Annotated in this window: 24 protein-coding genes, 6 tRNA genes and 2 pseudogenes; 22 read left to right on the forward strand and 10 right to left on the reverse strand. The window is 60.3% G+C overall.

Features of this window, described 5'->3' with window-relative positions:
- Positions 1 to 240: 240 nt before the first annotated feature.
- The 5 genes from MRBLPB4O_RS03155 to MRBLPB4O_RS03175 all read left to right on the forward strand — a co-directional run bounded on the left by MRBLPB4O_RS03155 (position 241) and on the right by MRBLPB4O_RS03175 (position 682).
- Positions 241 to 316, forward strand: a tRNA-Asn gene (locus MRBLPB4O_RS03155).
- 3 nt (positions 317 to 319) lie between these two features.
- Positions 320 to 396, forward strand: a tRNA-Pro gene (locus MRBLPB4O_RS03160).
- Positions 397 to 402: 6 nt separating this feature from the next.
- Positions 403 to 478, forward strand: a tRNA-Lys gene (locus MRBLPB4O_RS03165).
- Between the two features lie 46 nt (positions 479 to 524).
- A tRNA-Pro gene (locus MRBLPB4O_RS03170) sits at positions 525 to 601 on the forward strand.
- 5 nt (positions 602 to 606) lie between these two features.
- Positions 607 to 682, forward strand: a tRNA-Lys gene (locus MRBLPB4O_RS03175).
- A gap of 205 nt (positions 683 to 887) precedes the next feature.
- Here the strand turns inward: MRBLPB4O_RS03175 and MRBLPB4O_RS03180 are convergent.
- The 3 genes from MRBLPB4O_RS03180 to MRBLPB4O_RS03190 form a co-directional block, all read right to left on the reverse strand.
- The gene (locus MRBLPB4O_RS03180; protein ID WP_234229745.1) at positions 888 to 2183 is read right to left on the reverse strand and encodes an NAD(P)/FAD-dependent oxidoreductase; all 1296 of its coding nucleotides are present in this window, start codon (positions 2181 to 2183) and stop codon (positions 888 to 890) included.
- An 84-nt stretch (positions 2184 to 2267) separates the two neighbouring features.
- Positions 2268 to 2441 carry a DUF3094 family protein gene (locus MRBLPB4O_RS03185; protein ID WP_013970765.1) on the reverse strand — a complete coding sequence of 58 codons (174 nt, stop codon included), beginning with the start codon at positions 2439 to 2441 and terminating at the stop codon, positions 2268 to 2270.
- A 133-nt stretch (positions 2442 to 2574) separates the two neighbouring features.
- Complete coding sequence (locus MRBLPB4O_RS03190) at positions 2575 to 3204, reverse strand: DUF1780 domain-containing protein (RefSeq protein WP_016501581.1); 630 nt, start codon at positions 3202 to 3204, stop codon at positions 2575 to 2577.
- A 193-nt stretch (positions 3205 to 3397) separates the two neighbouring features.
- Here MRBLPB4O_RS03190 and MRBLPB4O_RS03195 point away from each other — a divergent pair, with 193 nt between their 5' ends.
- Positions 3398 to 4105: an energy-coupling factor ABC transporter permease gene (locus tag MRBLPB4O_RS03195; protein WP_016501580.1), complete on the forward strand. Its 708-nt coding sequence runs from the start codon at positions 3398 to 3400 to the stop codon at positions 4103 to 4105.
- A 111-nt stretch (positions 4106 to 4216) separates the two neighbouring features.
- On the opposite strand, the gene yacG is transcribed toward MRBLPB4O_RS03195, so the two are convergent.
- Genes yacG through MRBLPB4O_RS03215 form a run of 4 tightly spaced genes read right to left on the reverse strand, consistent with a single transcriptional unit; the run spans position 4217 to position 7114 of the window.
- Positions 4217 to 4417 (reverse strand): DNA gyrase inhibitor YacG, encoded by a 201-nt coding sequence (yacG, locus tag MRBLPB4O_RS03200; protein WP_016501579.1) that lies wholly within the window; start codon positions 4415 to 4417, stop codon positions 4217 to 4219.
- On the reverse strand, positions 4414 to 5037 hold the full coding sequence (gene coaE / locus MRBLPB4O_RS03205; RefSeq protein WP_341797495.1) for a dephospho-CoA kinase: 624 nt from the start codon (positions 5035 to 5037) through the stop codon (positions 4414 to 4416). The genes yacG and coaE overlap by 4 nt, the downstream gene beginning before the upstream one ends.
- Positions 5037 to 5903, reverse strand: a complete 867-nt coding sequence (locus MRBLPB4O_RS03210) for an A24 family peptidase (RefSeq protein ID WP_341797496.1) — start codon at positions 5901 to 5903, stop codon at positions 5037 to 5039. Before MRBLPB4O_RS03210 ends, coaE begins: the two co-directional genes overlap by 1 nt.
- Positions 5904 to 5905: 2 nt before the next feature.
- Positions 5906 to 7114, reverse strand: coding sequence for a type II secretion system F family protein (locus MRBLPB4O_RS03215; RefSeq protein ID WP_341797497.1), 1209 nt, complete (start codon positions 7112 to 7114; stop codon positions 5906 to 5908).
- Positions 7115 to 7330: 216 nt separating this feature from the next.
- On the opposite strand from MRBLPB4O_RS03215, the gene MRBLPB4O_RS03220 reads away from it, so the two are divergent.
- The 7 genes and pseudogenes from MRBLPB4O_RS03220 (at position 7331) to MRBLPB4O_RS03250 (ending at position 10729) form a co-directional block, all read left to right on the forward strand.
- The gene (locus MRBLPB4O_RS03220) at positions 7331 to 7741 is read left to right on the forward strand and encodes a pilin (RefSeq protein WP_016484801.1); all 411 of its coding nucleotides are present in this window, start codon (positions 7331 to 7333) and stop codon (positions 7739 to 7741) included.
- A gap of 71 nt (positions 7742 to 7812) precedes the next feature.
- Positions 7813 to 7888: transfer RNA gene (locus tag MRBLPB4O_RS03225), tRNA-Thr, on the forward strand.
- 250 nt (positions 7889 to 8138) lie between these two features.
- Positions 8139 to 8264: pseudogene (locus MRBLPB4O_RS03230) on the forward strand (Fic family protein); the annotation flags it as partial.
- Positions 8241 to 8435 (forward strand): annotated as a pseudogene (locus MRBLPB4O_RS03235) (hypothetical protein); the annotation flags it as partial. The pseudogenes MRBLPB4O_RS03230 and MRBLPB4O_RS03235, both read left to right, overlap by 24 nt.
- A 546-nt stretch (positions 8436 to 8981) precedes the next feature.
- Entirely contained in the window at positions 8982 to 9365 is a 384-nt protein-coding gene (locus MRBLPB4O_RS03240; RefSeq protein ID WP_341797498.1) for a hypothetical protein, read from the forward strand.
- Between the two features lie 521 nt (positions 9366 to 9886).
- Positions 9887 to 10114, forward strand: a complete 228-nt coding sequence (locus MRBLPB4O_RS03245) for a hypothetical protein (protein ID WP_049278030.1) — start codon at positions 9887 to 9889, stop codon at positions 10112 to 10114.
- Between the two features lie 372 nt (positions 10115 to 10486).
- Positions 10487 to 10729, forward strand: coding sequence for a hypothetical protein (locus tag MRBLPB4O_RS03250; protein WP_341797499.1), 243 nt, complete (start codon positions 10487 to 10489; stop codon positions 10727 to 10729).
- A gap of 39 nt (positions 10730 to 10768) precedes the next feature.
- On the opposite strand, the gene MRBLPB4O_RS03255 is transcribed toward MRBLPB4O_RS03250, so the two are convergent.
- Positions 10769 to 11923, reverse strand: a complete 1155-nt coding sequence (locus MRBLPB4O_RS03255) for a WYL domain-containing protein (protein ID WP_341797500.1) — start codon at positions 11921 to 11923, stop codon at positions 10769 to 10771.
- Positions 11924 to 11976: 53 nt separating this feature from the next.
- Between MRBLPB4O_RS03255 and MRBLPB4O_RS03260 the strand changes: the two genes are divergently transcribed.
- The 6 genes from MRBLPB4O_RS03260 to MRBLPB4O_RS03285 all read left to right on the forward strand — a co-directional run bounded on the left by MRBLPB4O_RS03260 (position 11977) and on the right by MRBLPB4O_RS03285 (position 15967).
- Positions 11977 to 12345: a hypothetical protein gene (locus MRBLPB4O_RS03260; RefSeq protein WP_341797501.1), complete on the forward strand. Its 369-nt coding sequence runs from the start codon at positions 11977 to 11979 to the stop codon at positions 12343 to 12345.
- 46 nt (positions 12346 to 12391) lie between these two features.
- Positions 12392 to 12940, forward strand: a complete 549-nt coding sequence (locus tag MRBLPB4O_RS03265) for a hypothetical protein (protein WP_341797502.1) — start codon at positions 12392 to 12394, stop codon at positions 12938 to 12940.
- Positions 12941 to 13087: 147 nt separating this feature from the next.
- Positions 13088 to 14017, forward strand: a complete 930-nt coding sequence (locus MRBLPB4O_RS03270) for a malate dehydrogenase (RefSeq protein ID WP_197864624.1) — start codon at positions 13088 to 13090, stop codon at positions 14015 to 14017.
- Between the two features lie 118 nt (positions 14018 to 14135).
- A complete protein-coding gene (locus MRBLPB4O_RS03275; protein WP_047605116.1) occupies positions 14136 to 14624 on the forward strand; it encodes a type VI secretion system tube protein Hcp in 489 nt (162 codons plus the stop codon).
- Between the two features lie 9 nt (positions 14625 to 14633).
- Positions 14634 to 15611 carry a hypothetical protein gene (locus MRBLPB4O_RS03280; RefSeq protein ID WP_341797503.1) on the forward strand — a complete coding sequence of 326 codons (978 nt, stop codon included), beginning with the start codon at positions 14634 to 14636 and terminating at the stop codon, positions 15609 to 15611.
- A complete protein-coding gene (locus tag MRBLPB4O_RS03285; RefSeq protein ID WP_341797504.1) occupies positions 15608 to 15967 on the forward strand; it encodes a hypothetical protein in 360 nt (119 codons plus the stop codon). Before MRBLPB4O_RS03280 ends, MRBLPB4O_RS03285 begins: the two co-directional genes overlap by 4 nt.
- 59 nt (positions 15968 to 16026) lie before the next feature.
- Here the strand turns inward: MRBLPB4O_RS03285 and MRBLPB4O_RS03290 are convergent, their stop codons facing one another.
- Both MRBLPB4O_RS03290 and MRBLPB4O_RS03295 read right to left on the reverse strand, forming a co-directional pair.
- Positions 16027 to 16848 carry an amino acid ABC transporter permease gene (locus MRBLPB4O_RS03290; RefSeq protein ID WP_003247513.1) on the reverse strand — a complete coding sequence of 274 codons (822 nt, stop codon included), beginning with the start codon at positions 16846 to 16848 and terminating at the stop codon, positions 16027 to 16029.
- On the reverse strand, positions 16845 to 17666 hold the full coding sequence (locus tag MRBLPB4O_RS03295) for an ABC transporter substrate-binding protein (RefSeq protein WP_341797505.1): 822 nt from the start codon (positions 17664 to 17666) through the stop codon (positions 16845 to 16847). The genes MRBLPB4O_RS03290 and MRBLPB4O_RS03295 overlap by 4 nt, the downstream gene beginning before the upstream one ends.
- A gap of 118 nt (positions 17667 to 17784) precedes the next feature.
- On the opposite strand from MRBLPB4O_RS03295, the gene MRBLPB4O_RS03300 reads away from it, so the two are divergent.
- The 3 genes from MRBLPB4O_RS03300 (at position 17785) to MRBLPB4O_RS03310 (ending at position 21690) form a co-directional block, all read left to right on the forward strand.
- Complete coding sequence (locus MRBLPB4O_RS03300) at positions 17785 to 18669, forward strand: homocysteine S-methyltransferase family protein (protein ID WP_341797506.1); 885 nt, start codon at positions 17785 to 17787, stop codon at positions 18667 to 18669.
- Between the two features lie 167 nt (positions 18670 to 18836).
- Positions 18837 to 20108: a cystathionine gamma-synthase family protein gene (locus MRBLPB4O_RS03305; protein WP_341797507.1), complete on the forward strand. Its 1272-nt coding sequence runs from the start codon at positions 18837 to 18839 to the stop codon at positions 20106 to 20108.
- Positions 20109 to 20250: 142 nt separating this feature from the next.
- Entirely contained in the window at positions 20251 to 21690 is a 1440-nt protein-coding gene (locus MRBLPB4O_RS03310) for an amino acid permease (protein WP_010951918.1), read from the forward strand.
- Positions 21691 to 21705: the final 15 nt, after the last annotated feature.

Consider the following 21705-nt stretch of genomic DNA (forward strand, 5'->3'; position numbering starts at 1 on the left):
ATTCGAGTGACCCTAATATACGCCGCGTTGTCAGGCACTAAGCGAATCACCAGCAACATCGGTGACCGCAAAACAACTTACAAATCAGTAAGTTGAATGAAAAAAAGTGGTTGACAAGCAAAACGAAGAATGTAGAATAGCCGGCCTCAGCAGCGACAAAGCGAAAGCTAAGAAGCTAAAGAGTCCGAAGCGAACACAGCCTTCGGAGTAGCAAATCGGTAAGTTGTACCGAAGTTCAGTTCCGCGATAGCTCAGTCGGTAGAGCAAATGACTGTTAATCATTGGGTCCCTGGTTCGAGTCCAGGTCGCGGAGCCATCTCGGGGTGTAGCGCAGTCCGGTAGCGCGCCTGCTTTGGGAGCAGGATGTCAGGAGTTCGAATCCCCTCACCCCGACCATTTTCCGGGTCGTTAGCTCAGTTGGTAGAGCAGTTGGCTTTTAACCAATTGGTCGTAGGTTCGAATCCTACACGACCCACCATGTAAAGAAGGGCATCTCCAAGAGATGCCCTTTTTTTTGAAAGACCCGGGGTGTAGCGCAGTCCGGTAGCGCGCCTGCTTTGGGAGCAGGATGTCAGGAGTTCGAATCCCCTCACCCCGACCATTTTAGGGTCGTTAGCTCAGTTGGTAGAGCAGTTGGCTTTTAACCAATTGGTCGTAGGTTCGAATCCTACACGACCCACCATGAATAAAGGGCATCTCGAAAGAGATGCCCTTTTTCTTTTGCCTCAATTTAACCCACCTCTTACCGCAACACGGGCCCTTGTGGGAGCAGCCTTGTGCTGCGAAAGGGCCGGTACGGCAAAAGATTTTCTCTGCGGGTAATGGCCTCTTCGCAGCACAAGGCTGCTCCTACAGGTCAGTGCATTGCCTGCAGGAGCGAGTGCCTGTCAGTGCAGCTTCAGGCGCGGCTCGGTACCCCGGCCTATCTTGCTACCTAGCATCATCAACGCCGTGCGGAAGAACCCGTACAACGCCATCTGGTGCATGCGGTACAGCGACACGTAGAACATCCGCGCCAGCCAGCCTTCCAGCTTCACGCTGCCCATCAGGTTACCCATCAGGTTGCCCACCGCCGAGAAGCGCGACAGCGACACCAGCGAGCCGTAGTCCTTGTACTCGTAGGTTGGCAGGGTCTTGTTCTCCAGGCGCGCCTTCAGGCTTTGCGCCAGCATCGAAGCCTGCTGGTGTGCCGCCTGGGCACGCGGCGGCACATTGCGGTCGCTGCCCGGTTGCGGGCAGGCAGCGCAGTCACCGAAGGCGAAGATGTTGTCGTCGCGGGTGGTCTGCAGGGTAGGGCGCACCACCAGCTGGTTGATGCGGTTGGTTTCCAGCCCATCGATGTCCTTCAGGAAGCCCGGCGCACGGATACCCGCCGCCCACACTTTCAGGCTGGCCTGGATCACCTCGCCGTCCTTGGTTTTCAGGCCGTCCTCGGTCACTTCACTGACAGCCGCGTTGGTCATCACCTTCACCCCGAGTTTTTCCAGGGTCTTGTGCACCGGCACGCTGATGCGCTCCGGCAGCGCCGGCAGCACGCGTGGGCCTGCCTCGATGATGGTGATGTGCATGTCCTTGGGCTGGATGCGGTCCAGGCCATAGGCCGCCAGTTCGTGGGCGGCATGGTGCAGCTCGGCCGCCAGTTCCACACCGGTGGCACCGGCGCCGACGATCGCTACGCTGATCTGCTCGCTAGCCACGTCGCCGGCATGGGCGCGCAGGTAGTGGTTGAGCAACTGCTGGTGGAAGCGCTCAGCCTGCTTGCGCGTGTCGAGGAACAGGCAGTGCTGCGCCGCGCCCAAGGTGCCGAAGTCGTTGGTGTTGGAGCCCACGGCAATGACCAGCGTGTCGTAGCCCAGGGTGCGCGCAGGCAGCAGCTCGCGGCCCTCGTCATCGAGGGTGGCGGCCAGTTGAATCTGCTTGCCCTCACGGTCCAGGCCGCTCATGCGCCCCAGCTGGAAGTTGAAGTGGTTCCACTTGGCCTGGGCCACGTAGTTCAGTTCGTCTTCCGAAGAGTTCAGCGAGCCGGCGGCCACTTCGTGCAGCAGTGGCTTCCAGATGTGCGTGAGGTTGGCGTCGACCAGGGTGATTTCGGCCTGCTTGCGCTTGCCCAGGCTTTTACCCAGGCGGGTCGCCAGTTCCAGGCCGCCGGCGCCGCCGCCGACAATCACGATGCGATGAGTCATGGGGATATCTCATAAGGTTTACGGAATTCGTGGCCCTTTGGGCCGGCCGCAAACTGCACGAGGGGAGGGCGAGCGCGAAGCAGCTCATAGCACCAGTCCACTCAGCAGGCGGCTGATGAGACCCAACCCGATGGTCACGGCCACCACCAGCACAAGGAGCAGCCACGGCCGGAATGGCCTGCGCTCGACTTGGTGCTGGGGGGCTCGCAGATACTCATCGACACGACGCTGATCTTCCGGGTTCAGGCGGCTGGTCATGGTGGGCCTCGTCAGGTAGACGTTTGTGACTGCGCAAACGCTACAGCGTTCGTGCAGGCGCTTTGAAACAAATGATAATGCTTTCTATCTCTGGCGCCGAGTGTACGCCATCGCAAACACTCGCTGCACTGGATCAAAGACTGATGCCCACATCAAAAACAATGCTGCGCCCCAGGTTGCCACGCAGGAAGTCTGGCGCGTCGGGGTGGGCGAACAGCACCCGGGCAAACGTCGGCCCCACCAGCGACAACGAGCGCCAGCCTTGGCGCAGGTATTCGGTGGGCGGCGGGAAGTGGGTGTTGAGGTCGAGCACTTCGCGCTTGAGGCTGGAGAAGGCGATGATGTCCAGCTCGTTCAGCTCCAGCCCGCGTTCCCGGTAGTTGTGCGCTTTCTTGCGCAAGGTCGGCGCCAGGCGCGCCAGCAGCTCGGTGGCACTGATGCGCCGCGGACGCGCTTCACGGCGCACCAGTTGTGCCAGGGAAAACGCACTGCGCCGGCGCTGCAGCTCTTCGCGCCACTCATCGTTCAGCCGACGCCCCTCGTCGAGCACGAAAAACACCTCGAAGGCCGCATCGCGGAACAGCACATCGGGCGGCTCTTGTCCGGCCGGGGTGAAGTCCTCGCTGCGGTAGGGGATGTTCAACCCCTGCAACAGACGCTGGCACACCCAACGCTCCCGCTCCCACTTGCGGGCGTTGGAGAGAAAGGCGTTAGCTTGTTCGGCCTGGATGGTAAGCAGGCGCAGGTAGTCTGAGTCATCCATGCAGACAAGCTTAGCCGCTAATCGATGACGGTAAGATGCTGTTTAAGCGTGGGAATCAGCCCAGTACCGACAACGCTTGCACAGGTGCGCCCGATTTCTTCGGGCTTGACCGATGCTTCCTGGATCGAATGAGGGCACTAATCCACCGCAGCCGAAGGAAAGGGAGAATGGGTGTAGACTCGATCTTATCCACATGGCTGCAAAGGGTATTGTTCAGGTGATCAGCGCGCAGGTGTTGTCCGGCACCACCCTTACTCTTGGCTGGCTGGGTTTTGTGCCGTTGCTGATCTGGGCGGTAAGCCGGGTTCGCTGGGTTGAACTGTTCACCGACCGGCGCCGCCAGCATTTGCTGTTTGGCACGGTGTTCTGCCTGTTCGCGCTGTGGCTGGTGAGGCGCGATTTTGATACCGGGGTGTCGTACCACTTTATTGGCATGACCGCAGTCACCCTGTTGCTGGACTGGCCGCTGGCGGTGCTGGGCGGGTTCATGGCCCAGCTTGGCTTGCTGGCGCTAGGGCGACAGGACCTGGCGGCGCTGGGGGTGAACGGCTTGTTGCTGATTGGTTTGCCGGTGCTCATTACCGAGGTGTGCGCGATAGTGGTCGAGCGCGCCCAGCCGCGAAACCTGTTCGTTTATATCTTCTGTTCGGGGTTCTTCCCGGCAGCGCTCACCGTGCTGGTTTGCGTACCGGCGGCGCTAGGGTTGTTGTGGCTGGACGGGCGTTTTGCCCTGCCGGAGTGGCTCAGCGACTTTGTCGGCTACCTGTGGCTGATGATGTTCCCCGAGGCGTTCATCAACGGCATGGTGATCAGTGCGCTGGTGGTGTTTTGCCCGGAATGGCTGGAAACCTTCAACCGCACACGGTATCTGCAGGCGCCCTGGAAGGACGATGAGCGGTGATCATACGGCGGCTCTGCCATCATATCTAAAACCTGACGCGGTCTCTGTGGGAGGGCCCTTTCGCGACACAAGGCCCCTCCCGCAGGCCGGCACAGCCGCCTTGCAATCAGCTCAGTGCCGCGGCTCCAGGTCCCCCGAATACAGCTCATCTTCGGACTCTTCCGACCCCGCAATCTTGTGCTCCTCGGCTGCCCAGGCCCCCAGGTCGATCAGTTTGCAGCGGTCCGAACAAAACGGCCGGAACGCGCTTTTCTCGGCCCATTCCACAGGTGCGCCACAAGTAGGGCAATCGACGGTCAACGGCTGGCTCATGGCTGGCCTCCTTTCAAAGTCAGGTAAAAGTGGTGCAGGCGGTCAATCTGCTCATGCAGCGCGGCCAAATCGCCGTCGTTGACCACCACATCATCGGCATGGCGCAGGCGGTCTTCACGGGCCAGCTGGGCCTGCAGAATCGCCTGCACCTGTTCGGCACTGGTGTTGTCCCGCGCCAAGGTACGGGCTATTTGCAGTTCCTGCGGCGCATCGATCACCAACACGCGCTGAGTCTTGTGGTACTGGCCCGATTCGATCAGCAGCGGCGACACGTACACCGCATACGGCGACTGCGCCTTGGCCAGGTAGCTGAAAATCTCTTGCCCGATCAGCGGGTGCAGCAGTTGCTCCAGCCATTTGCGCTGCGCCGGGTCGGCGAAGATCAGCTGGCGCAGGGCGGCGCGATCAAGCTGGCCGTCCGCCTGCAACACACCCGGGCCGAAGCGCTCGACGATGCTGGCCAGGGCCGGGCGGCCAGGTTCGACAACCCAGCGCGCCGCCTGGTCGGCGTCGACCAGGTGCACGCCAAGCTCGACAAAGCGCTCGGCAGCAGCGCTCTTGCCGCTACCAATGCCGCCGGTCAGGCCGAGAATCCAAGGGGTAAAGGCTGCAGTGGCCATCAGTATCCAAGCAGTTGCATGTAAGAGGCGTATATTTCATCACCCCAGAGCACAGCAATCCACCCCGCAATCGCCAGATAAGGGCCAAACGGTATCGCCGTGCCCATCGCATGCCGGCGCAAACGCAGCAGGCACAGGCCAACCAGCGCCCCCACCACCGACGACAGCAGCAGCGTCAACGGCAGCACCTGCCAACCGCCCCAGGCCCCGATCAGCGCCATCAGCTTGAAGTCGCCGTAGCCCATGCCTTCCTTGCCGGTGACCAGCTTGAACACCCAGTACACCGTCCACAGGCTGAGGTACCCGGCCACTGCGCCCCACAGCGCGTCGGCCAGTGGCACATACAGGCCAAAGGCGTTCACGATCAGCCCAAGCCACAGCATCGGCAGCACCAGCACATCCGGCAACAGCTGGTGGTCCGCATCGATCAGGCTCAGGGCCAGCAGGCACCATGTGAGCGGCAGTGCCAGCAACGCCTCGGCCGAAGCGCCAAAACGCCAGGCCACCACCAGCGACAGCAGCGCGCTGGCTATCTCGACCAGCGGGTAGCGCGGGCTGATACGCGCTTTGCAGGCTGAGCACCGCCCGCGCAACGCCAGGTAGCTGAGCACCGGAATGTTCTCCCACGCACGAATCTGATGCGCGCAATGCGGGCAGCGGGATGCCGGCAGGCACAGGTCGAACCGTTCGTGTTGCGCAAGCGGCAGCCCCAATACCTCCTGCGCCTCACGCTGCCACTGGCGCTCCAGCATGATCGGCAGGCGATACACCAGCACGTTGAGAAAGCTGCCCACCAGCAAGCCGAGCACCGTGGCCAAGGTGAGGAAGTACGCCGGCTGCTCAGCCAGCAAAGTCCATAAAGTCATGTTCAGATCAAACTACCCAACTGGAAGATTGGCAGGTACATCGCCACCACCAGGCCACCCACCAGCAGGCCCAGGATCAGCACGATGGCCGGCTCCAGCAGGCTGGTCAACTGGTCCAGCGCCTGGCTGACCTGTTCCTCGTAATGGCTGGCGGCTTTTTCCAGCATCTGGTCCAGCGTGCCACTGGACTCTCCGATGGCGGTCAGCTGCACCAGCAGCGGTGGGAACAGCAACTCGCCCGCCATCGCCTGGTTCAGCCCTTGCCCATTGGCCATGCCCTGGCGCAGCCGCAACACCGCCTGCTCATGCAGCTCGCCCCCCATCACCCTGGCCACCGTGCCCAGCGCATCCAGCAACGGCACCCCGGCGCCGTACGACGTTGCCAGGCTACGCGCAAACCGCGCCAGCGCCGCCTCCCTCAGCAACTTGCCGAACACCGGCAAGCCCAGCACCCGCCGAGATATCCACAGGCGCGCTGGCGCATGCTGCCGATACAGCTGGCGCACGGCCAAACCCAGCACCACCCCCATCACCAGCAACAGCGGCGCAAACCGGCTCAGCCCTGTGGACAAGTCGATCACCCACTGGGTAAATGCCGGCAACGCCGCGCCCATCCCCGAGAACATGCTTTCGAATTTCGGGATCACCTCCAGCAACAATATCGCCGACACCCCCAACCCCGTCAGCAACAGCAGCAGCGGATAGACCATCGCCTTGCGCACCCTCTTGTGCAGCGCCCGGTGCTGTTCCAGCATGCCCGCCAGTTGCTCCAGCTGTCGGTCCAGCGTGCCGGACTGCTCACCTACCCGCACCAGGTTGCAGTACAACGCATCAAACCATCCCGGGTGACGCTGCAACGCATCCGCCAGCCCCAGGCCCGAGGCCACATCCTGCTTCAACCTATCCAGCAACGCCGCCTGCGCCGCATCGCAACCACTGCGCCCCATCACCTCGAACGCCTGCAACAGCGGCACCCCGGCCTTGAGCAAGGTCGCCAACTGCCGGCTGAACCCCGCCGGGTCCGCCTTCACCCGCCGCTTCGGCAAACTGAACGCCAGCCCGCTGGCCGGCCGCAAACTGGCCACTGTGATGCCCTGGCGAATCAGCCCGGCGCGCACATAAGCCGGGCTGCGCCCAGGCGTTTGGCCGCTGACCGGCGTGCCGTTGGCGTCGGTGCCGTGCCAGCTGTAAAGCAGTGAAGTTGAAGTCATGCAAAGGTCCTTTTTCTGCCCCGGCGACAAGCCTGGAAACAGCTTGCCGCGTCCATGCAAGGGCGCGCGTCCGTGATGCTCACTAGAGTAGTTCAGCGAAGATGACGCCCAAGCGGGCAGGGGTGACAAAAGGTGTCTGTTCAGGCCTACTGCGCCGCTGCCGGTTGGGGCGCAACCCACCTCAATGTGTAAGCGAATCAAAAAGGAAAGATGTTCATGAAAGGGCAACGCGGTATCACCCTGATCGAACTGATGATCGTTGTCGCGATCATCGGCATTCTGGCGACCATCGCCTTACCGATGTACACCAACCACCAGGCACGCTCCAAGGCCGCGGCCGGGCTGCTGGAGATCAGCGCGCTGAAGACGGCGATGGACCTGCGGTTGAATGACGGGAAAGACGTAGCGGCCGTGGCCGAACTGGGTGGCCAGCCGGCGACCGCGCATTGTGCGATCACCGCTAGCGGCAAGGCGGCAGATGGCAGCGGCAGCATTGCTTGCACGCTGGTGGATGCGCCGGCCAACGTGCTGGGCAAGGCACTGACCCTGACCCGTTCGGCCAGCGGCTGGGCGTGCACCACCGACATCGAGGAAGACCTGGCGCCCAAGGGGTGCAAGGGGGCTTGAGGGCAGGGCAATAAACCAGCGGAAACAGGGGTTTGCGTTGCGGGTGTGAGCAGTGGTACGTTGCGCTACACGCCGGTGTAGCTCAGTCGGTAGAGCAGCGCACTCGTAACGCGAAGGTCGCAGGTTCGATTCCTGTCTCCGGCACCAGAATCAGTTGGCCTATGGCGATTTCTCGCTACGTGGCACCAATAGAAGCCCGCCTTGTGCGGGCTTTTTTGTTCCCGCTTTTTTCCCGCGGATCTGCGTGTTTTTGACTTAATGGTTCGCAGTTTTCCACTTAGGGGTGTACGTGTTTTTAGATAATGGTTAGCTGTCGATCAGGTTTTGGCCAGTGTTTACGGGGTTAGAGCCGAAATTTTTCTAGATAATGATTTTCCCGTTTAGAGATAATTTTGAGATGCTCCAGTTTTCTCACCACGACCTGCAGCTACTGAACCCATCCTTCGACTCGCCGCTGGTTGACGTTCTGGCCGAGCTCGAATTTCTGCGCAGGCGGAGGCTGGAAGGGGACACTCCACCTCGCTACGCCTGGACCCTCGAACTGCTAGGCGAGGCCCTGGTCCAGCACGATGAAATGCTGGAGTGCGAACACAATCCGCAATTGAGCTTTCGCAACACGGCCGGTATCCATCAGGCGATTCGGATTATCAGCCGGTTGGCCAGTGAGCAGTGTGGGAAGGTGATGGAGCGGAACGGCCATGAGTTGGAGGATAGGGGGGCGTTGATGAGTGGGGGCCAGATGTCGGGGGTTGCAGCTGGCTCCTTCTATTGAAGGCCGATGGTGGGTTATTCCTGCCAGGCCGGGGTATGGGGCTGCTGCGCAGCCCATCGCAGGCAAGCCAGCTCTCACACCGGCCGCATTGAACTCATGCCTTGTGTACTACCGGGGGTATGGGGTAGCAAGAGGCGGTCGTTTCCCCGTCATGGTCAAGAAAAGGAAATCACCCTGTCCAACCACCACTGGAATGACTGGGCCGGCGGATTGACGCTAGTCCTTCAGGCAATCGTTTATATCCCGCTGCTTTACATCCTCCTGATGCCATGGCTTTGCCTGGCGCTGGTCAAGCTTGGGAGGATTCCTTTCTTGCCGAGCTTTTCCAGTCAATGGCCTCGACCGGGTGGCTGGTTGCTTCTGGGCTTGCGGGCCTGGTAGTACTGTTTGTTGTGGTTCGTAGCTTGCTCCGATGATTTACCGGCAGCTAGCTGCCCCAGTTCCATCCAACATCGAGAATACACCGCTATGGAAAGCACTTTCGCCCAAGTCAAAGACCGGCTGCACAATCGTCGTTTTGCAGTCGCCAACAATTCCCAGGGCCTGTCTGGCACTGGCACGGTTTTCCATTACCAGGTCGATGGTGTTGCGATCACCAGCACCTACCAGGGTGGCCGGATTCGGACCGGCCACCAGGTGGGTCGAATATCTGGCCCCGATACCATCGAGCTGCTTTACCACTGCATCACTAACGACGGCGAAATGCTCGCCGGTTGGTCACGTGGCAGGGTCATGGTCGATGATGCGGGGCGTACTACGCTCCATTTCGTATGGGGTTGGTTGTCGGGGGCTCAGGGTGGTGGGGAGTCAAACTACGTTGAAATCGAAGCGGCGGACGCTCTGATCAATTAAGCGAGGGTCGGTCATGAGCCCAGGCATGTAAGTAGAAATGCAGAAGTCCTCCGTATGGTTAGCAGCTGCTTCGGCGCCGTTCGTACATTATTCAGAGACGTTTCCTACAACTTCCATACTTGCCCGGCCAAGCAATGTGAGGCTAAATCTCTGCGTCACGGTAAATCCCGTGACCGGGCGTAGGAACCCGTTGGTAAACTTGGCGCATGCACTAGGCGCCCCTGCACCACAGCTGGCGCTTTTTTTGTGTCTGCCGTGCTGTGTCATGGCGGCTGTGTGTGGGCAGGCTTCGGCCTGGCCGGGTTTCCAAGTTTCCCGGTATTCCTACCCCGCACACAGCTGCCACCCAATCCCGTAGGAAGGATCGTGGCAGCTCCAACTAAAACTTGGAGCCTCATGCATGCTTACCTCAAGTCCAAGCAGGACCCTCGCATCCGATCTCCTCCGTCGTTCCTCGACGACCCTCAGCTATTTCACCGTCAGCCAATCCCGCTTCGTCTCCGCCCAATCGGAGGCACGCCATGACTGACCAAGAACGCCTCTCCACCATCCAAAGCTACGCCTGGACCCTCGAACTGCTCGGCGAGGCCCTGGTCCAGCATGACGAAATGCTGGAATGCGAACACAACCCGCAACTGAGCTTCCGCAACACTGCCGGCATTCACCAAGCTATCCGGATCATCAGTCGATTGGCCAGTGAGCAGTGTGGGAAGGTGATGGAGCAGAGTGGTCAGGCCCCGGCTGATTAGGCTGGGCCTTTGCTGACTGGCGCTTCCTGCGCAGTGCGCCGCCGGCTAGCCGTTGAGCAGGCATCACGGTGGGTGGCACGGGCTGCGCCCGTGTTCGCGGGCTCGCCCGCTCCCACAGGGATCTTGTCAGGTCTCAGGAGTTGAGCGGGGCAGCTGTCGTACACCCGGTGTTTGGTGCGGAGGTATAGATTACTGGGGCTGCTTTGCAGCCCTTTCGCGACACAAGGCCGCTCCTGGAAATGACCACTTTGGGGCGGGTTGGGGATATCTTTACAGGCATGGTAAATGGGGCTCATGCCTTGTGTACTAACGGCGGTATGGGGTACCAAGAGGCGGACGATTCCCCGTCACGTTCAAGATAAGGAAATCACAATGTCCAACCACCACTGGAATGACTGGGCCGGCGGATTGACGCTAGTGCTTCAGGCAATTGTTTATATCCCGCTGCTATACATCATCCTGATGCCATGGCTTTGCCTGGCGCTGGTCAAGCTTGGGAGGGTTCCTTTCTTCCCGGGGTTTTTCCAGGCAATGGCCTCGACCGGGTGGCTGGTTGCTTCTGGGCTTGTGGGCCTGATAGTACTGTTTGTTGTGGCTCGTCCCTTGGTCCGTTGATTTACCGGCACGAGGAAGGTGCTTTTGGAACCGTGTTGTTCACTGTTCGTAAGTCTTCAGGGCGAGGGTAAGCATTTCATGAATGTGCGCCCGCAAGGCAAGCGGCTCCAGCACCTCGATGTCGGCAGCATTGGCCATCAGAAACAACCGTAGCCCCTGGGTATCGCGAACCTTGCAGGTCAGCAGCCATTTGTCGCCGTCCTGCAACAGCTTCTGGTTTTTATCCAGCGGGTTTTCAGCAAGGCGGTTGTACAGGTTCTGGCTAAGCCGAAGGCGGGTTTTTTGCGCAGGGGAGTGGATGGTCACCAGGTCTGTCTGGGCTTCGTCTGCGTGAATATCGTAACCCTCCGGGTCGTCGATAGTCCGCTTGCCCGGCTCTACCTTGGTAATCCTGTGCAGCATCAGCGCGCAGAGTGTATTGGGCCCGTTGCTGCTGTACTTGCCTCGTGGCACGTCGGGCGCGGGTGCCTTACCCAGCCACTGCTCTTCGGTGACATAGGCAGACAGGTAGATATTGGAATCCTGGTGGGACAGGCCCAGTGGTTTGAGCTGGTAGACACACTCGACCCCGTCGGCATTACGCGGGCGGTACCAGACTTCAAGGGCTTCGTTATCGAGGATGGCCATCTGTATCTGCTTGAGGTGTTGGGCTTTGTACTTGCCCGGCTGTAGCTGGGTAAACCGCGTCCCTGAAGTAATACGCTTGGTGAAGTTCAGCTTGCGCACCGAGCCGTCCTGCATCACCAGTTCCGTATAGTCGCGCAAGCCCTTCAACTCATCGGTGGCTGATTGCAGGCCGAACCGTTCGGCATGCTGGAAAACCGCCCAGAGTGACATGGCGTCTGAAGGTGAAAGCACCAGCGAGTGGCTGCGGCCCACCGCAGACCAGAGCAACCCTCGTTTATCTTCTGGGTCCGTTTGCGACTGAACGTAGTTCAGCTCCTCCAGCGCCTTCAAATCCCTGATGGTGGTTTTATCACGTTGGTCATCAGCAGCATCCCCATGGCGCCCAACCCAGGCAACCAGCTTCGCGTGCACGTCTGCGGTGGAGAGAGGCTTAACCGCTGCACGAAGGATTTGCCGCAGATAGTCACGGCGATGGGCAAGATTGATCATTTTTTTTGAATCCGGACAAGAAGTGTCCCTATTGGAGTTCAAGATGTTCTTCGTTGGCAAGGCAACGACCTTGATCACGGTATTCCCGCGTCCTGCGTCGAGGATGCAGCAGAGATAAAGAGGGCATCGCGATGAGCGACATCGATAAGGTGAAAGCACTGATTGTTCAACACGCGGCCGGCGGCATCAGTGCTCCGGAACTGTTCCTGCGGCTAATGCCACAGGGTGCCCATCTGGCGGGAATTGAAATTCAGATGACCCTGTTCGCACTCCAGGAAGAGGGCCACCTTTACGGCCAGGAAGTAGAAGGCCAATGGTGGTACACCAGCATCGATCAGAACGACCCTGCCAGCGCAGCGCCGGAATACAGCCCTCAGTTTGCAGAACGCATCATTGCTGCATCCTGTGGAGCGTTTCAAGAGATCGACGCAGACGATCTGATCAAACAACTTGATGACATGATCGCTCAAGCGCGACGTGGCCAAACCGATACCCAGTAAGCGCCTGTCACCGGGCAACTGTCAGCCAACCAAGGAAGTACACACTATGGTCAGCACTGATGTGACCTCTGCCATTATCAACGCCAAGCCTGGCATCCAGAAATACCTGGCCCTGATGGACCAAGTGGAAACGGTGGATGTCTCGACCGACGCAGTGTTCCAGCGCATGTACAACGGGTTTTACCGCGTGCAGCGGCGTGAACGCTCCTGGTATGGCGCCTACTACCAGTTGATGCAGCAAATGAAGGGCGCGCAGCCTACGTTTGGCGACGTGCTCGATCATATGTACGAAGCCACCGGCCGTTACGAGCCTTCGTTCTCCAGCAAGCTGGTTGCGACGTTGAACCCTGGCAAACCGGTCTGGGATATTCATGTGCTACGCAACATCAACCAGAAGGCGCCGGCCTACTATTCGCGCAAAAAAATCGAGGACGCCAAGGGCTGCTACGCAAAGATGGAAGACTGGTACCAGGCCTTCCTCGCATCCAGCCAAGGCGCCAGCTGGGTTGACCAGTTCAACCAACTGACCCCAGAGCACAACAAGCTGACCGACCTGAAGAAAGTGGATTTCATTCTCTGGCAGATGCGCGGTTAATACCCCGTTTGATCCCCGGGCAGGGCAGGCCAGTGTCCCGTTAGTTGCCGGCCATCAGCCTTTGGGTGGCCTTTTCGCCTCGGCGGGTAATACTTCTCTGTATATGCAGGCGTGTTCCTGGTGGCGCGCGCCGCTGGGAGGTGTCAGGTGAACAAACTAACAATCGTGGGCGCCGGCTTGGTCGGCGAGGCAGCGGCGCAGATCATCGCGCGGGACGAGTTGTGCCGTGAATTGGTATTGATGGACGTACAGGGCGAGCTGGCGCAGGGCAAGGCGCTGGACGTGTGGCAGGCAGCCGTGGAATCAGGCTCCGATACCCGGGTTTACGGCGGGGGCAAAGCCGACATGCTGGACGGCTCCGAGCTGGTGGTAATTACCGCAGGCGTGCCGCGCAAGCCCGGCCAGTCGCGCCAGGATGTACTGAGCATCAACCTGCCAATCCTCGACAGCATCATGGCCGACATCAAGCACCATGCGCCGGCAGCCACGGTGCTGGTGGTGTCCAACCCGGTCGACGTGCTCACCTACCGCGCCTGGAGCGTCAGCGGCCTTGGGCGGGACAAGGTGTTCGGGCAAGCGGGGGTGCTGGATACCGCGCGCATGAAGTGTTTCATCGCCGAACAAACCGGGTTTTCTGCCCGGGATATCACCGCGCTGGTGCTGGGCGGCCATGGCGACAGCATGGTGCCGCTGATGCGCTACTGCCAGATCGGCTCGGTGCCGCTGTCGCACTTCCTGTCCAGCGAGCAGATCGAACAGATTGTCGAGCGCACCCGTAAGGGCGGCGGTGAGATTCTGGGGTTGAAGAAGACGGGGAGCGCCTGCGATGCGCCGGGCGTGGCCATTGCGCAGATGGTCGATGCGATCGCCAATGGGCGGAACCGTATTTTGCCGGCGGTGGCGATTCTCGAGGGCGAGTATGGGCGAACGGATATCGCCATGGGTGTGCCCTGCGTACTGGCAGAGAAGGGGCTTGCGCGGATTATCGAGTTGCCGCTGGATGCGCAGGAACAGGCGATGTTCGACCACTCTGCCGACCAGGTGGCGCGGGATATTGCAGAGATGAAGGCGTTGTAGGGCTTGAAGCGTCATGCATCGGGTGTGGCGGCTCGGGCAGTGGGGGAACATTTTGCCTCCGTACCTGTCACACCCGTTCATTGGGGTTCAGACCCACCATTACCAAGGAGAGGTAGGCATGGCTTTCGACGCTTTCATCCAAATCGACGACATCGCTGGCGAAGCGCTGGATGAGCAGTACACCAACTGGATCGAGATCAACGGCTACAACTTCGGTGTCAATCAAAGCACGTCGGCTACCGCAAGCTCTTCCGGCGGTGCAACATCGGGACGTACCACCTTGACCAACTTCACGTTCACCAAGTTTCTCGACAGCGCGAGTTGCAAGCTGCTGGAAGCCAGCTGCTCGGGCCAGCATCTCAAGGAAGTAAAACTTGCGCTTTGCCGGGCAGGCACCGACAAACTCAAATATTACGAGATCGTGCTGGAAGAGGTCATCATCGCCGACTACTCGCAGAACGCAAGCTCGGGCGTTCCCATCGAAATCGTCCAGTTGAACTATGGGCGTATCAAGACCACCTATACCCGCCAGAAACGCTCCGACGGCAGCGGTGGCGGTAATGTAGCCGGCGGTTGGGACCGGATCAACAACAAGAAGTACGCGTGAGGTAGGGCCATGTCCGAAGCACGCAGCTTCATCAACCCCAGAACCCAGTCTTATCAGTCGCTTAAAGCCAGCACACCGTTGTCGGGGTATGCCAAGAGCAAGTTCGATGTGTTGAATGCCCACATTGCCAACAGCGTTGTCATGGCCGGGGAGTTGGTCATCCTGGGTGACGCTGGTACTCCTTCCTGCACCAGCCACGAAGCATTACTGATGGCCAAAGCTGTCGAGGTGCACGCTGGCCTGCTGACTAGCGGCGTAGACGCGGATGATTTTTTTCTCGAGCACTTCGACTTGCTGCAGAGCTTGCTGGCTAACGCCTCGATGGGGGCGGGCGCCGCTAGCGAGGGCTGGAGCAAGCACCTGACCAATATCAAGACCACCCTTGAAGAAATCGAGAAACTGCACCGCGACTACCTCGGCTCTGGCACTCTCGCTGCCCGTGATGCTTTCTACGCCAAGCGCTCTGCACTTTTCATGAAGCTTGAAAAGCAATTGGGCAACGTTGCTGCGTATGGTTCGGGTTTACGCCGTCAGGGCAAGATCAAGCAGGCATTGGGCATCTCGACCCGCAGTTATCTGCATACCGGCGAGATTTCGGGTTATGCCGAAAAGGTGTCTGGCGTTGCCAGGGCGTCGAACTTGGTGAAAAGGGGCACTTATATCGGTACTGCGCTGGATGTGGCGTCCACCGGCCTCTCAATTCATAAGGCATGCACCACGGGCCGGGAGGATCAGTGTCGGCGCGCCAAGTATGTCGAAACCTCGACGTTGATGGGTAGCCTGGCGGGCGGCAGCGCCGGGGGCTATTTGGGGGGTATGGCAGGCACCGGTATTTGTGCCGTCGTTCTGGGGGTCACTACAGGCGGCCCCGGTGCACTGGCTTGTGCTGTCGTCGGAGGAGCAGTGGGCGGTAAAGTCCTCGGAGATGCCGGGGGCAAGGGGGGCGAGATATTTGGTGACTTTTTGTATGGCGAGGTATCGGAGTGAATGAAGTTGAGCCTGGGCTAATTGCGATTCTGATTCTTGCACCCATGATGCTGGCGATGGTCGTACAGTGTTTCATCGCACATAAATACACTGAGTACTACGAGTCGTTCCTAACGCGCTGTAGCTTCGTGACCGGCAATAAAATCACGTTTCAACATGCAGGCCTTCTGGGCAAGGTTATGCGTACGGGTTTGATCTCCATGGTGCTGGCTATACCGAGCCTCTTCGTGCGCAGGGGGTTGATTGACTTCGATGAAGTCAAACGTTTCCCCTCAAGCATGAGACGACTGCTGGTGAGTCTGTTGGTCATTCACATCCTGCTGGCTACCGCGCTGATTATTTTCACTTACGCGTAGCCTGGCCGCTCCTGCATGGGGCGCGGTCAGGCCTGTCGGTTTTGCACGGGCCGCAGCCCTCAGCGCTGATAAGCCTTGCCAAAATGCCGTTCCAGGCGCGCCTGCAGCAGTTCCAGCAGTATCGACAGCACCCAGTAGATCACTGCGGCGGTGGTCAGCATTTCCAGGTAGCGATAGCTCGAACGCCCATACGACTGCGCCAGAAACATCACCTCCCAAACCCCCATCACGGAAATCAGCGACGAGTCCTTGAGCATCGAGATGAACTGGTTGGCGGTGGGCGGAATGATCACCCGCATGGCCTGGGGCAGGATGATGTGGCAGAAGATCTGCGGCGTGCGCATGCCCAGCGCCAATGCTGCTTCACGTTGCCCACGGGCCACGCCGAGGATGCCGGCGCGGAAGATCTCGCTCAGGTAGGCCCCGTAGTTCAGCGACAAGGCAATGATGCCGGCGCTGATGGCGCCGGGTACCAGGCCCACCTGCGGCAGCCCCAGGTAGATCAGCAGAATCTGGATCAGCAGCGGCGTGCCACGGAAGAACGAGGTGTAGAAGCTGGCCACACCCACCAACACCGCGCTGTTGGATAACCGTGCCAGCGCGGCGGCAAAGCCGAGCAGCACGGATACCACCATCGAGCACAGGCACAGGAACAGGGTCAGTGCGGCGCCTTGCAGAAAACCATTGGGCCCCAGCTTGAAACCGGCCAGGTTGGGAAACTTCTCCAGAATGATGGCGAACTTCAGGTCAAAGCTGAGGAAGAAGGCGACAAACAGCCCGAACAGCGCCAGCCAGGTCAGCAGTAACCGGGTGCGAAAGCCGAACAGGCCGGCGCCCGCAGGCTTTGCCACGGGCTTGGGGGAGGGGGGGAAGGTGCTCATTTGCTGATGTCGGCGCCAATCCATTTCTGCGACAGCTTGGCCAAGGTGCCATCAGCCTTCAGCTCGGCGAACACCTGGCGTACCTTGGCATCCCACTCAGGGTCGCCTTTTTCGATGGCTACCGCGTTGGGCTCTTCATACAGCGGCGCGCCGGCCAGCTTGAAGCGCTTGTCTTGCTGCAGGCGCGGCTGCGCGGTCACCAGGTTGGTAATGATGGCGTCCAGGCGCACGCCAGTGCCCAGGCCCAAGTCCTGGAAGGCGACGTTGTCAGTGTCGTAGGGCGCAGCCTGCACGAAGTCGAACGGGTAATCGATCTTCTGGTCTTCCTTGCCTTCAATGACCAGGTTCTTGTTCAGGTAGCTTTCGTAGCTCGATGCACTGATCGAACCCACCTTGCGGCCTTCCAGGTCTTTGGCGCCATGGATGCGCTCATCCGAGGCATTGACCACGATCACGGCGGGCGATGCGTAGTACTCCACGGGGAAGTCGAACACCTCGGCGCGCGCCTTGCTTGGGGTCATCGAGCAAATGCAGATGTCGTAGCGCCCGCTCCAACGGCCAGCGGCAATCACGTCCCAGGACGGTGTTTCCAGGCGCAGTTTGACGCCGAGCTTGTCGGCCACTGCCTTGGCCACGTCCACGTCGTAACCGTCGAGCTGGTTGTGGTCATTGAGGAAGGAAAACGGCGGGTAGCTTTCCATCAGCACGTTGACCATTTCCTTGCGCGATTCAACCCGCTCCAACGTGGCGCCAGCAAAGGCTTGGGTGGCAGTTGCGAGCAGTACAAGGCCCGCACCCAGCAGAGAAGAAAATCGCATGTACATACCTGATATGTTGGGCAAATGGGTGATAGGGTATTTAATAGTTATAACCCCAAACCCCATAATGAATTTTATTCATAAGAACCTTCAGAGAAGTTATATGGCAGAGCGAACGATGGTAATTCTGGACGGTGGTATGGGCCGAGAGCTGCAGCGCAGCGGTGCACCGTTTCGCCAGCCCGAGTGGTCGGCGCTGGCGCTGAGCGAGGCGCCGGAGGCGGTCGTGGGCGTGCATGCAGCCTTCATCGATGCGGGTGCGCAGGTCATCACCAGCAACAGCTATGCGGTAGTACCATTCCACATCGGTGAAGAACGCTTTGCCGCCGAAGGGCGACAGCTGGCCCATATCGCAGGCCAGCTTGCGCGGCACGCGGCAGATAGCGGCGCGCACCCGGTCAGGGTAGCAGGTTCGTTGCCGCCGCTGTTCGGGTCCTACCGCCCCGACCTGTTCCAGCCCGAGCGTGTGGCAGAGGTGCTGACCCCGCTGCTCCAGGGCCTGTCCCCGCATGTTGACCTGTGGCTGGCCGAAACCCAGAGTTCCGTGGCCGAAGTGCGGGCCATTCGTAGCCATTTGCCAGCAGACGGCAGGCCGTTCTGGGTGTCCTTCACCCTGCAGGACGAGGACGTCGACGAGGTTCCGCGCCTGCGCTCCGGTGAACCGGTGGCCGACGCCATCGAAGCCGCAGTCAGCCTGGGGGTGGCTGCGGTGTTGTTCAACTGCAGCCAGCCGGAGGTGATCGGCGCCGCCATTGATGTCGCGCGCTCGGTCATCGAGCGACACAACGCCGAGATTGCCATCGGTGCCTATGCCAACGCCTTCCCGCCGCAGCCCAAAGAAGCCACTGCCAACGATGGCCTGGACGAACTGCGCGAAGACCTCGATCCGCCGGGTTACCTGGCATGGGCCAAGGACTGGCGTGCGCGTGGTGCCAGCATGGTCGGCGGTTGCTGTGGCATCGGCCCGGAGCATATCGCCGAGCTGAAGCGCAACCTGGCCTAAGCGCCCACGTGGCCGGGCGGCTTTTGCAGCGCCCGGTCCGCAGCCATTAAAAAAAACGCCAGTCAGACCCGGATTCCATCGTTTTTCAGGCCCCCGCCATCTCCCTATAGTCCGCTCAAGGCCGATGCTGCATCGGTGTACACAACTCAGCTGGGCGGGAACCGGATATGAACAACAACGAAAAATTCGAGGGCAATGCTGCGGCCGGTGTGGGGACGCGGGTCGTGTGGAGCGGGGAGCAGGTACAGCACCCGTACAACGCCACGCAGACCCCGATCGTGGTCAGCGCCGCTTATGGCTATAACGATATCGATGCCTGGTACGACGTGGCGCAGGGCAAGCAGCCGGGCTTCATCTACAGCCGCATGAGCAATCCCACGGTCGCCACGCTGGAAGCCAAACTGGCCGAGCTGGAGCAAGCCGAGTCGGCAGTCGCGTTCAGCAGCGGCATGGCGGCCATCAGTGCCGTGCTGCATACCTTCCTGTCCAACGGCAAACGCGTGGTGTCGACCCGCGACAGCTATGGCGGCACCAACAAGATCTTCGAAGAGTTCCTGCCGCGCATGGGCGTGCAAGTGTGCCTGTGCGATACCTTGGACACTGAAGCGCTGGAGCGCGAGATTGCCGCCGGCTGCGACCTGCTGTACCTGGAAACCCCCACCAACCCGACGCTGAAGGTGCTGGACATTCGTCGGCTGAGCGCCGCTGCGCACAAGGTGGGGGCGCTGGTGGTGGCCGACAACACCTTTGCCACGCCACTGAACCAGAACCCGCTGGCGCTGGGTGTTGATGTAGTGGTGCACAGCGCAACCAAGTTTCTGTCCGGGCATGGTGACGTGCTGGGTGGGGTGGTGTGCGGCGTGGAGGCGTTGATGGCTCAGGTGCGGCACTACCGGGAAATCAACGGTGCGGCGCTGGACCCGTTCTCGGCCTACCTGATCATCCGCGGTATCAAGACCCTGGCAGTGCGCCTGCGCCAGCAGCAAGCCAGTGCCATGGCGTTGGCCCTTTACCTGAGCACCGAGCCGCTGGTTGAAGCTGTCAACTACCCAGGTTTGCCGACGCATGCCGGGCATGCCATTGCCAAGGCGCAAATGCGCGGGTTTGGCGCCATTGTCAGCTTCGTGCTGAAGGGCGGCATGCCGACCGTGGCCCGTTTGCTGCCGCGGCTGAAGTATGCCCATCGGGCCGGCAACCTCGGCGCGGTAGAAACCATCTATGGCCCGGCGCGCACCACCAGCCATGTCGAGAACACTTTGGAAGAGCGCCTGGCGCTGGGCATTTCCGAAGGGCTGGTGCGCATTTCAGTGGGCATCGAGGAAACCGATGACCTGCTGGCGGACCTGGCACAGGCCTGTGCATCGGTGCGTGAGGAACTGGCCGTTGCAAAGGAATTGCACGCTGACGCAGACGCCTGCCAGCGCCCGGTGCAGGCCTGAGGCTGGCGTGTAGCACTCACCCGTGCGGTGGGTGCCACTTCATGAAGTCGAACAAAAACAATATGCAAGGCAACTCGATTCGCTCTGCCAAGACGAGGTCGTTGCTACGTCCTTGCCCGCCAACTTTCATGAGTAACCCACAATGTCCGTGCAGACAACCACAACTAGAAATGCCTCGGCGCATACCTTCAAGCAGGATATGCAAACCCGCCACATCGTCATGCTGGCACTGGGCGGTGTGATAGGCACCGGCCTGTTTCTCACGTCGGGCTACACCGTTAACCAGGCCGGCCCGTTGGGCGCGGTTATCGCCTACATACTCGGCGCAATCATGGTGTACCTGGTCATGATGTGCCTGGGTGAGCTGGCGGTACACATGCCGGAAGTCGGCTCGTTCAGCAGTTATGCCACGCGTTACCTCGGCCCGGGTACCGGCTACATGGTGGCCTGGATGTACTGGCTGACCTGGACGGTGGCCATCGGCTCCGAATTCACCGCTGCGGGCATCCTGATGGTGCGCTGGTTCCCCGACACGCCGGTATGGATGTGGAGTGCGCTGTTCGGCGCTGCGGTGTTCATCAGCAATATCATTTCGGTGCGATCGTTCGCCGAAACCGAATTCTGGTTGTCACTGGTCAAGGTGTTGGCCGTCATCGCCTTTCTGGTGGTGGGCGGCGGAGCCATTCTGGGTGGCTTCGAGATCCAGCAGGCGCACAGTGCAGGGCTGGGCAATTTTACCCGTGAAGGGTTGTTCCCCACCGGTTTCTGGTCAATTGCCATGACCCTGCTGGCAGTGGCCTTCGCGTTCTCGGGTACCGAGCTGATCGGCATCGCTGCCGGCGAAACCAAAGACCCGGAAAAGAACGTGCCCAAGGCCATTCGCACCACGGTGCTGCGCCTGGCGCTGTTCTTCATCGGCACCATCTTTGTGCTGGCCACCTTGCTGCCGCGTGAACAGGCCGGGGTTATTGAAAGCCCGTTCGTGATGGTCTTTGCGATGATTGGTATCCCGTATGCGGCCGATATCATGAACTTCGTCATCATCACCGCGCTGCTGTCTGCCGCCAACTCCGGCCTCTACGCCGCTTCGCGCATGCTCTGGACCCTCAGCGACCAAGGCAACATGCCCCGCCGTTACGCCACGCTGTCGCGCCGCGGCACACCCTTCAATGCAATCGTGCTGAGCATGGCTGGCGGCATGGCTTCGCTGTTGAGCAGTGTGTTTGCCCCCGACACCATCTACCTGGCGCTGGTGTCGATTTCAGGGTTGGCCGTGGTGGTGGTGTGGATCAGCATCGCGGCCAGCCAGATCGCATTCCGCCGTCATTACATCGCCAGCGGCGGCAAGCTCGAGGACCTCAAGTTCCGGGTGCGTGGCTACCCGTTCGTACCACTGGGGGCCATTTTCTGCTGCGTACTGGCCTGCGTCGGTATTGCCTTCGACCCTGCTCAGCGTGTTGCCTTGTACTTCGGCTTGCCCTTCATTGCCTGGTGCTACCTGGCCTATTGGCTGACGTGCAAATACCGCAGCCGCCGTACGGCCCCGCTGGAAATCGTCGCCCCAGGTTCCGAGGCCGCCTGAGCAGGTGATACTAGG

The sequence above is a fragment of the Pseudomonas sp. LPB4.O genome, from assembly GCF_038383825.1.
GTDB classification, from domain to species: Bacteria; Pseudomonadota; Gammaproteobacteria; order Pseudomonadales; family Pseudomonadaceae; genus Aquipseudomonas; species Aquipseudomonas putida.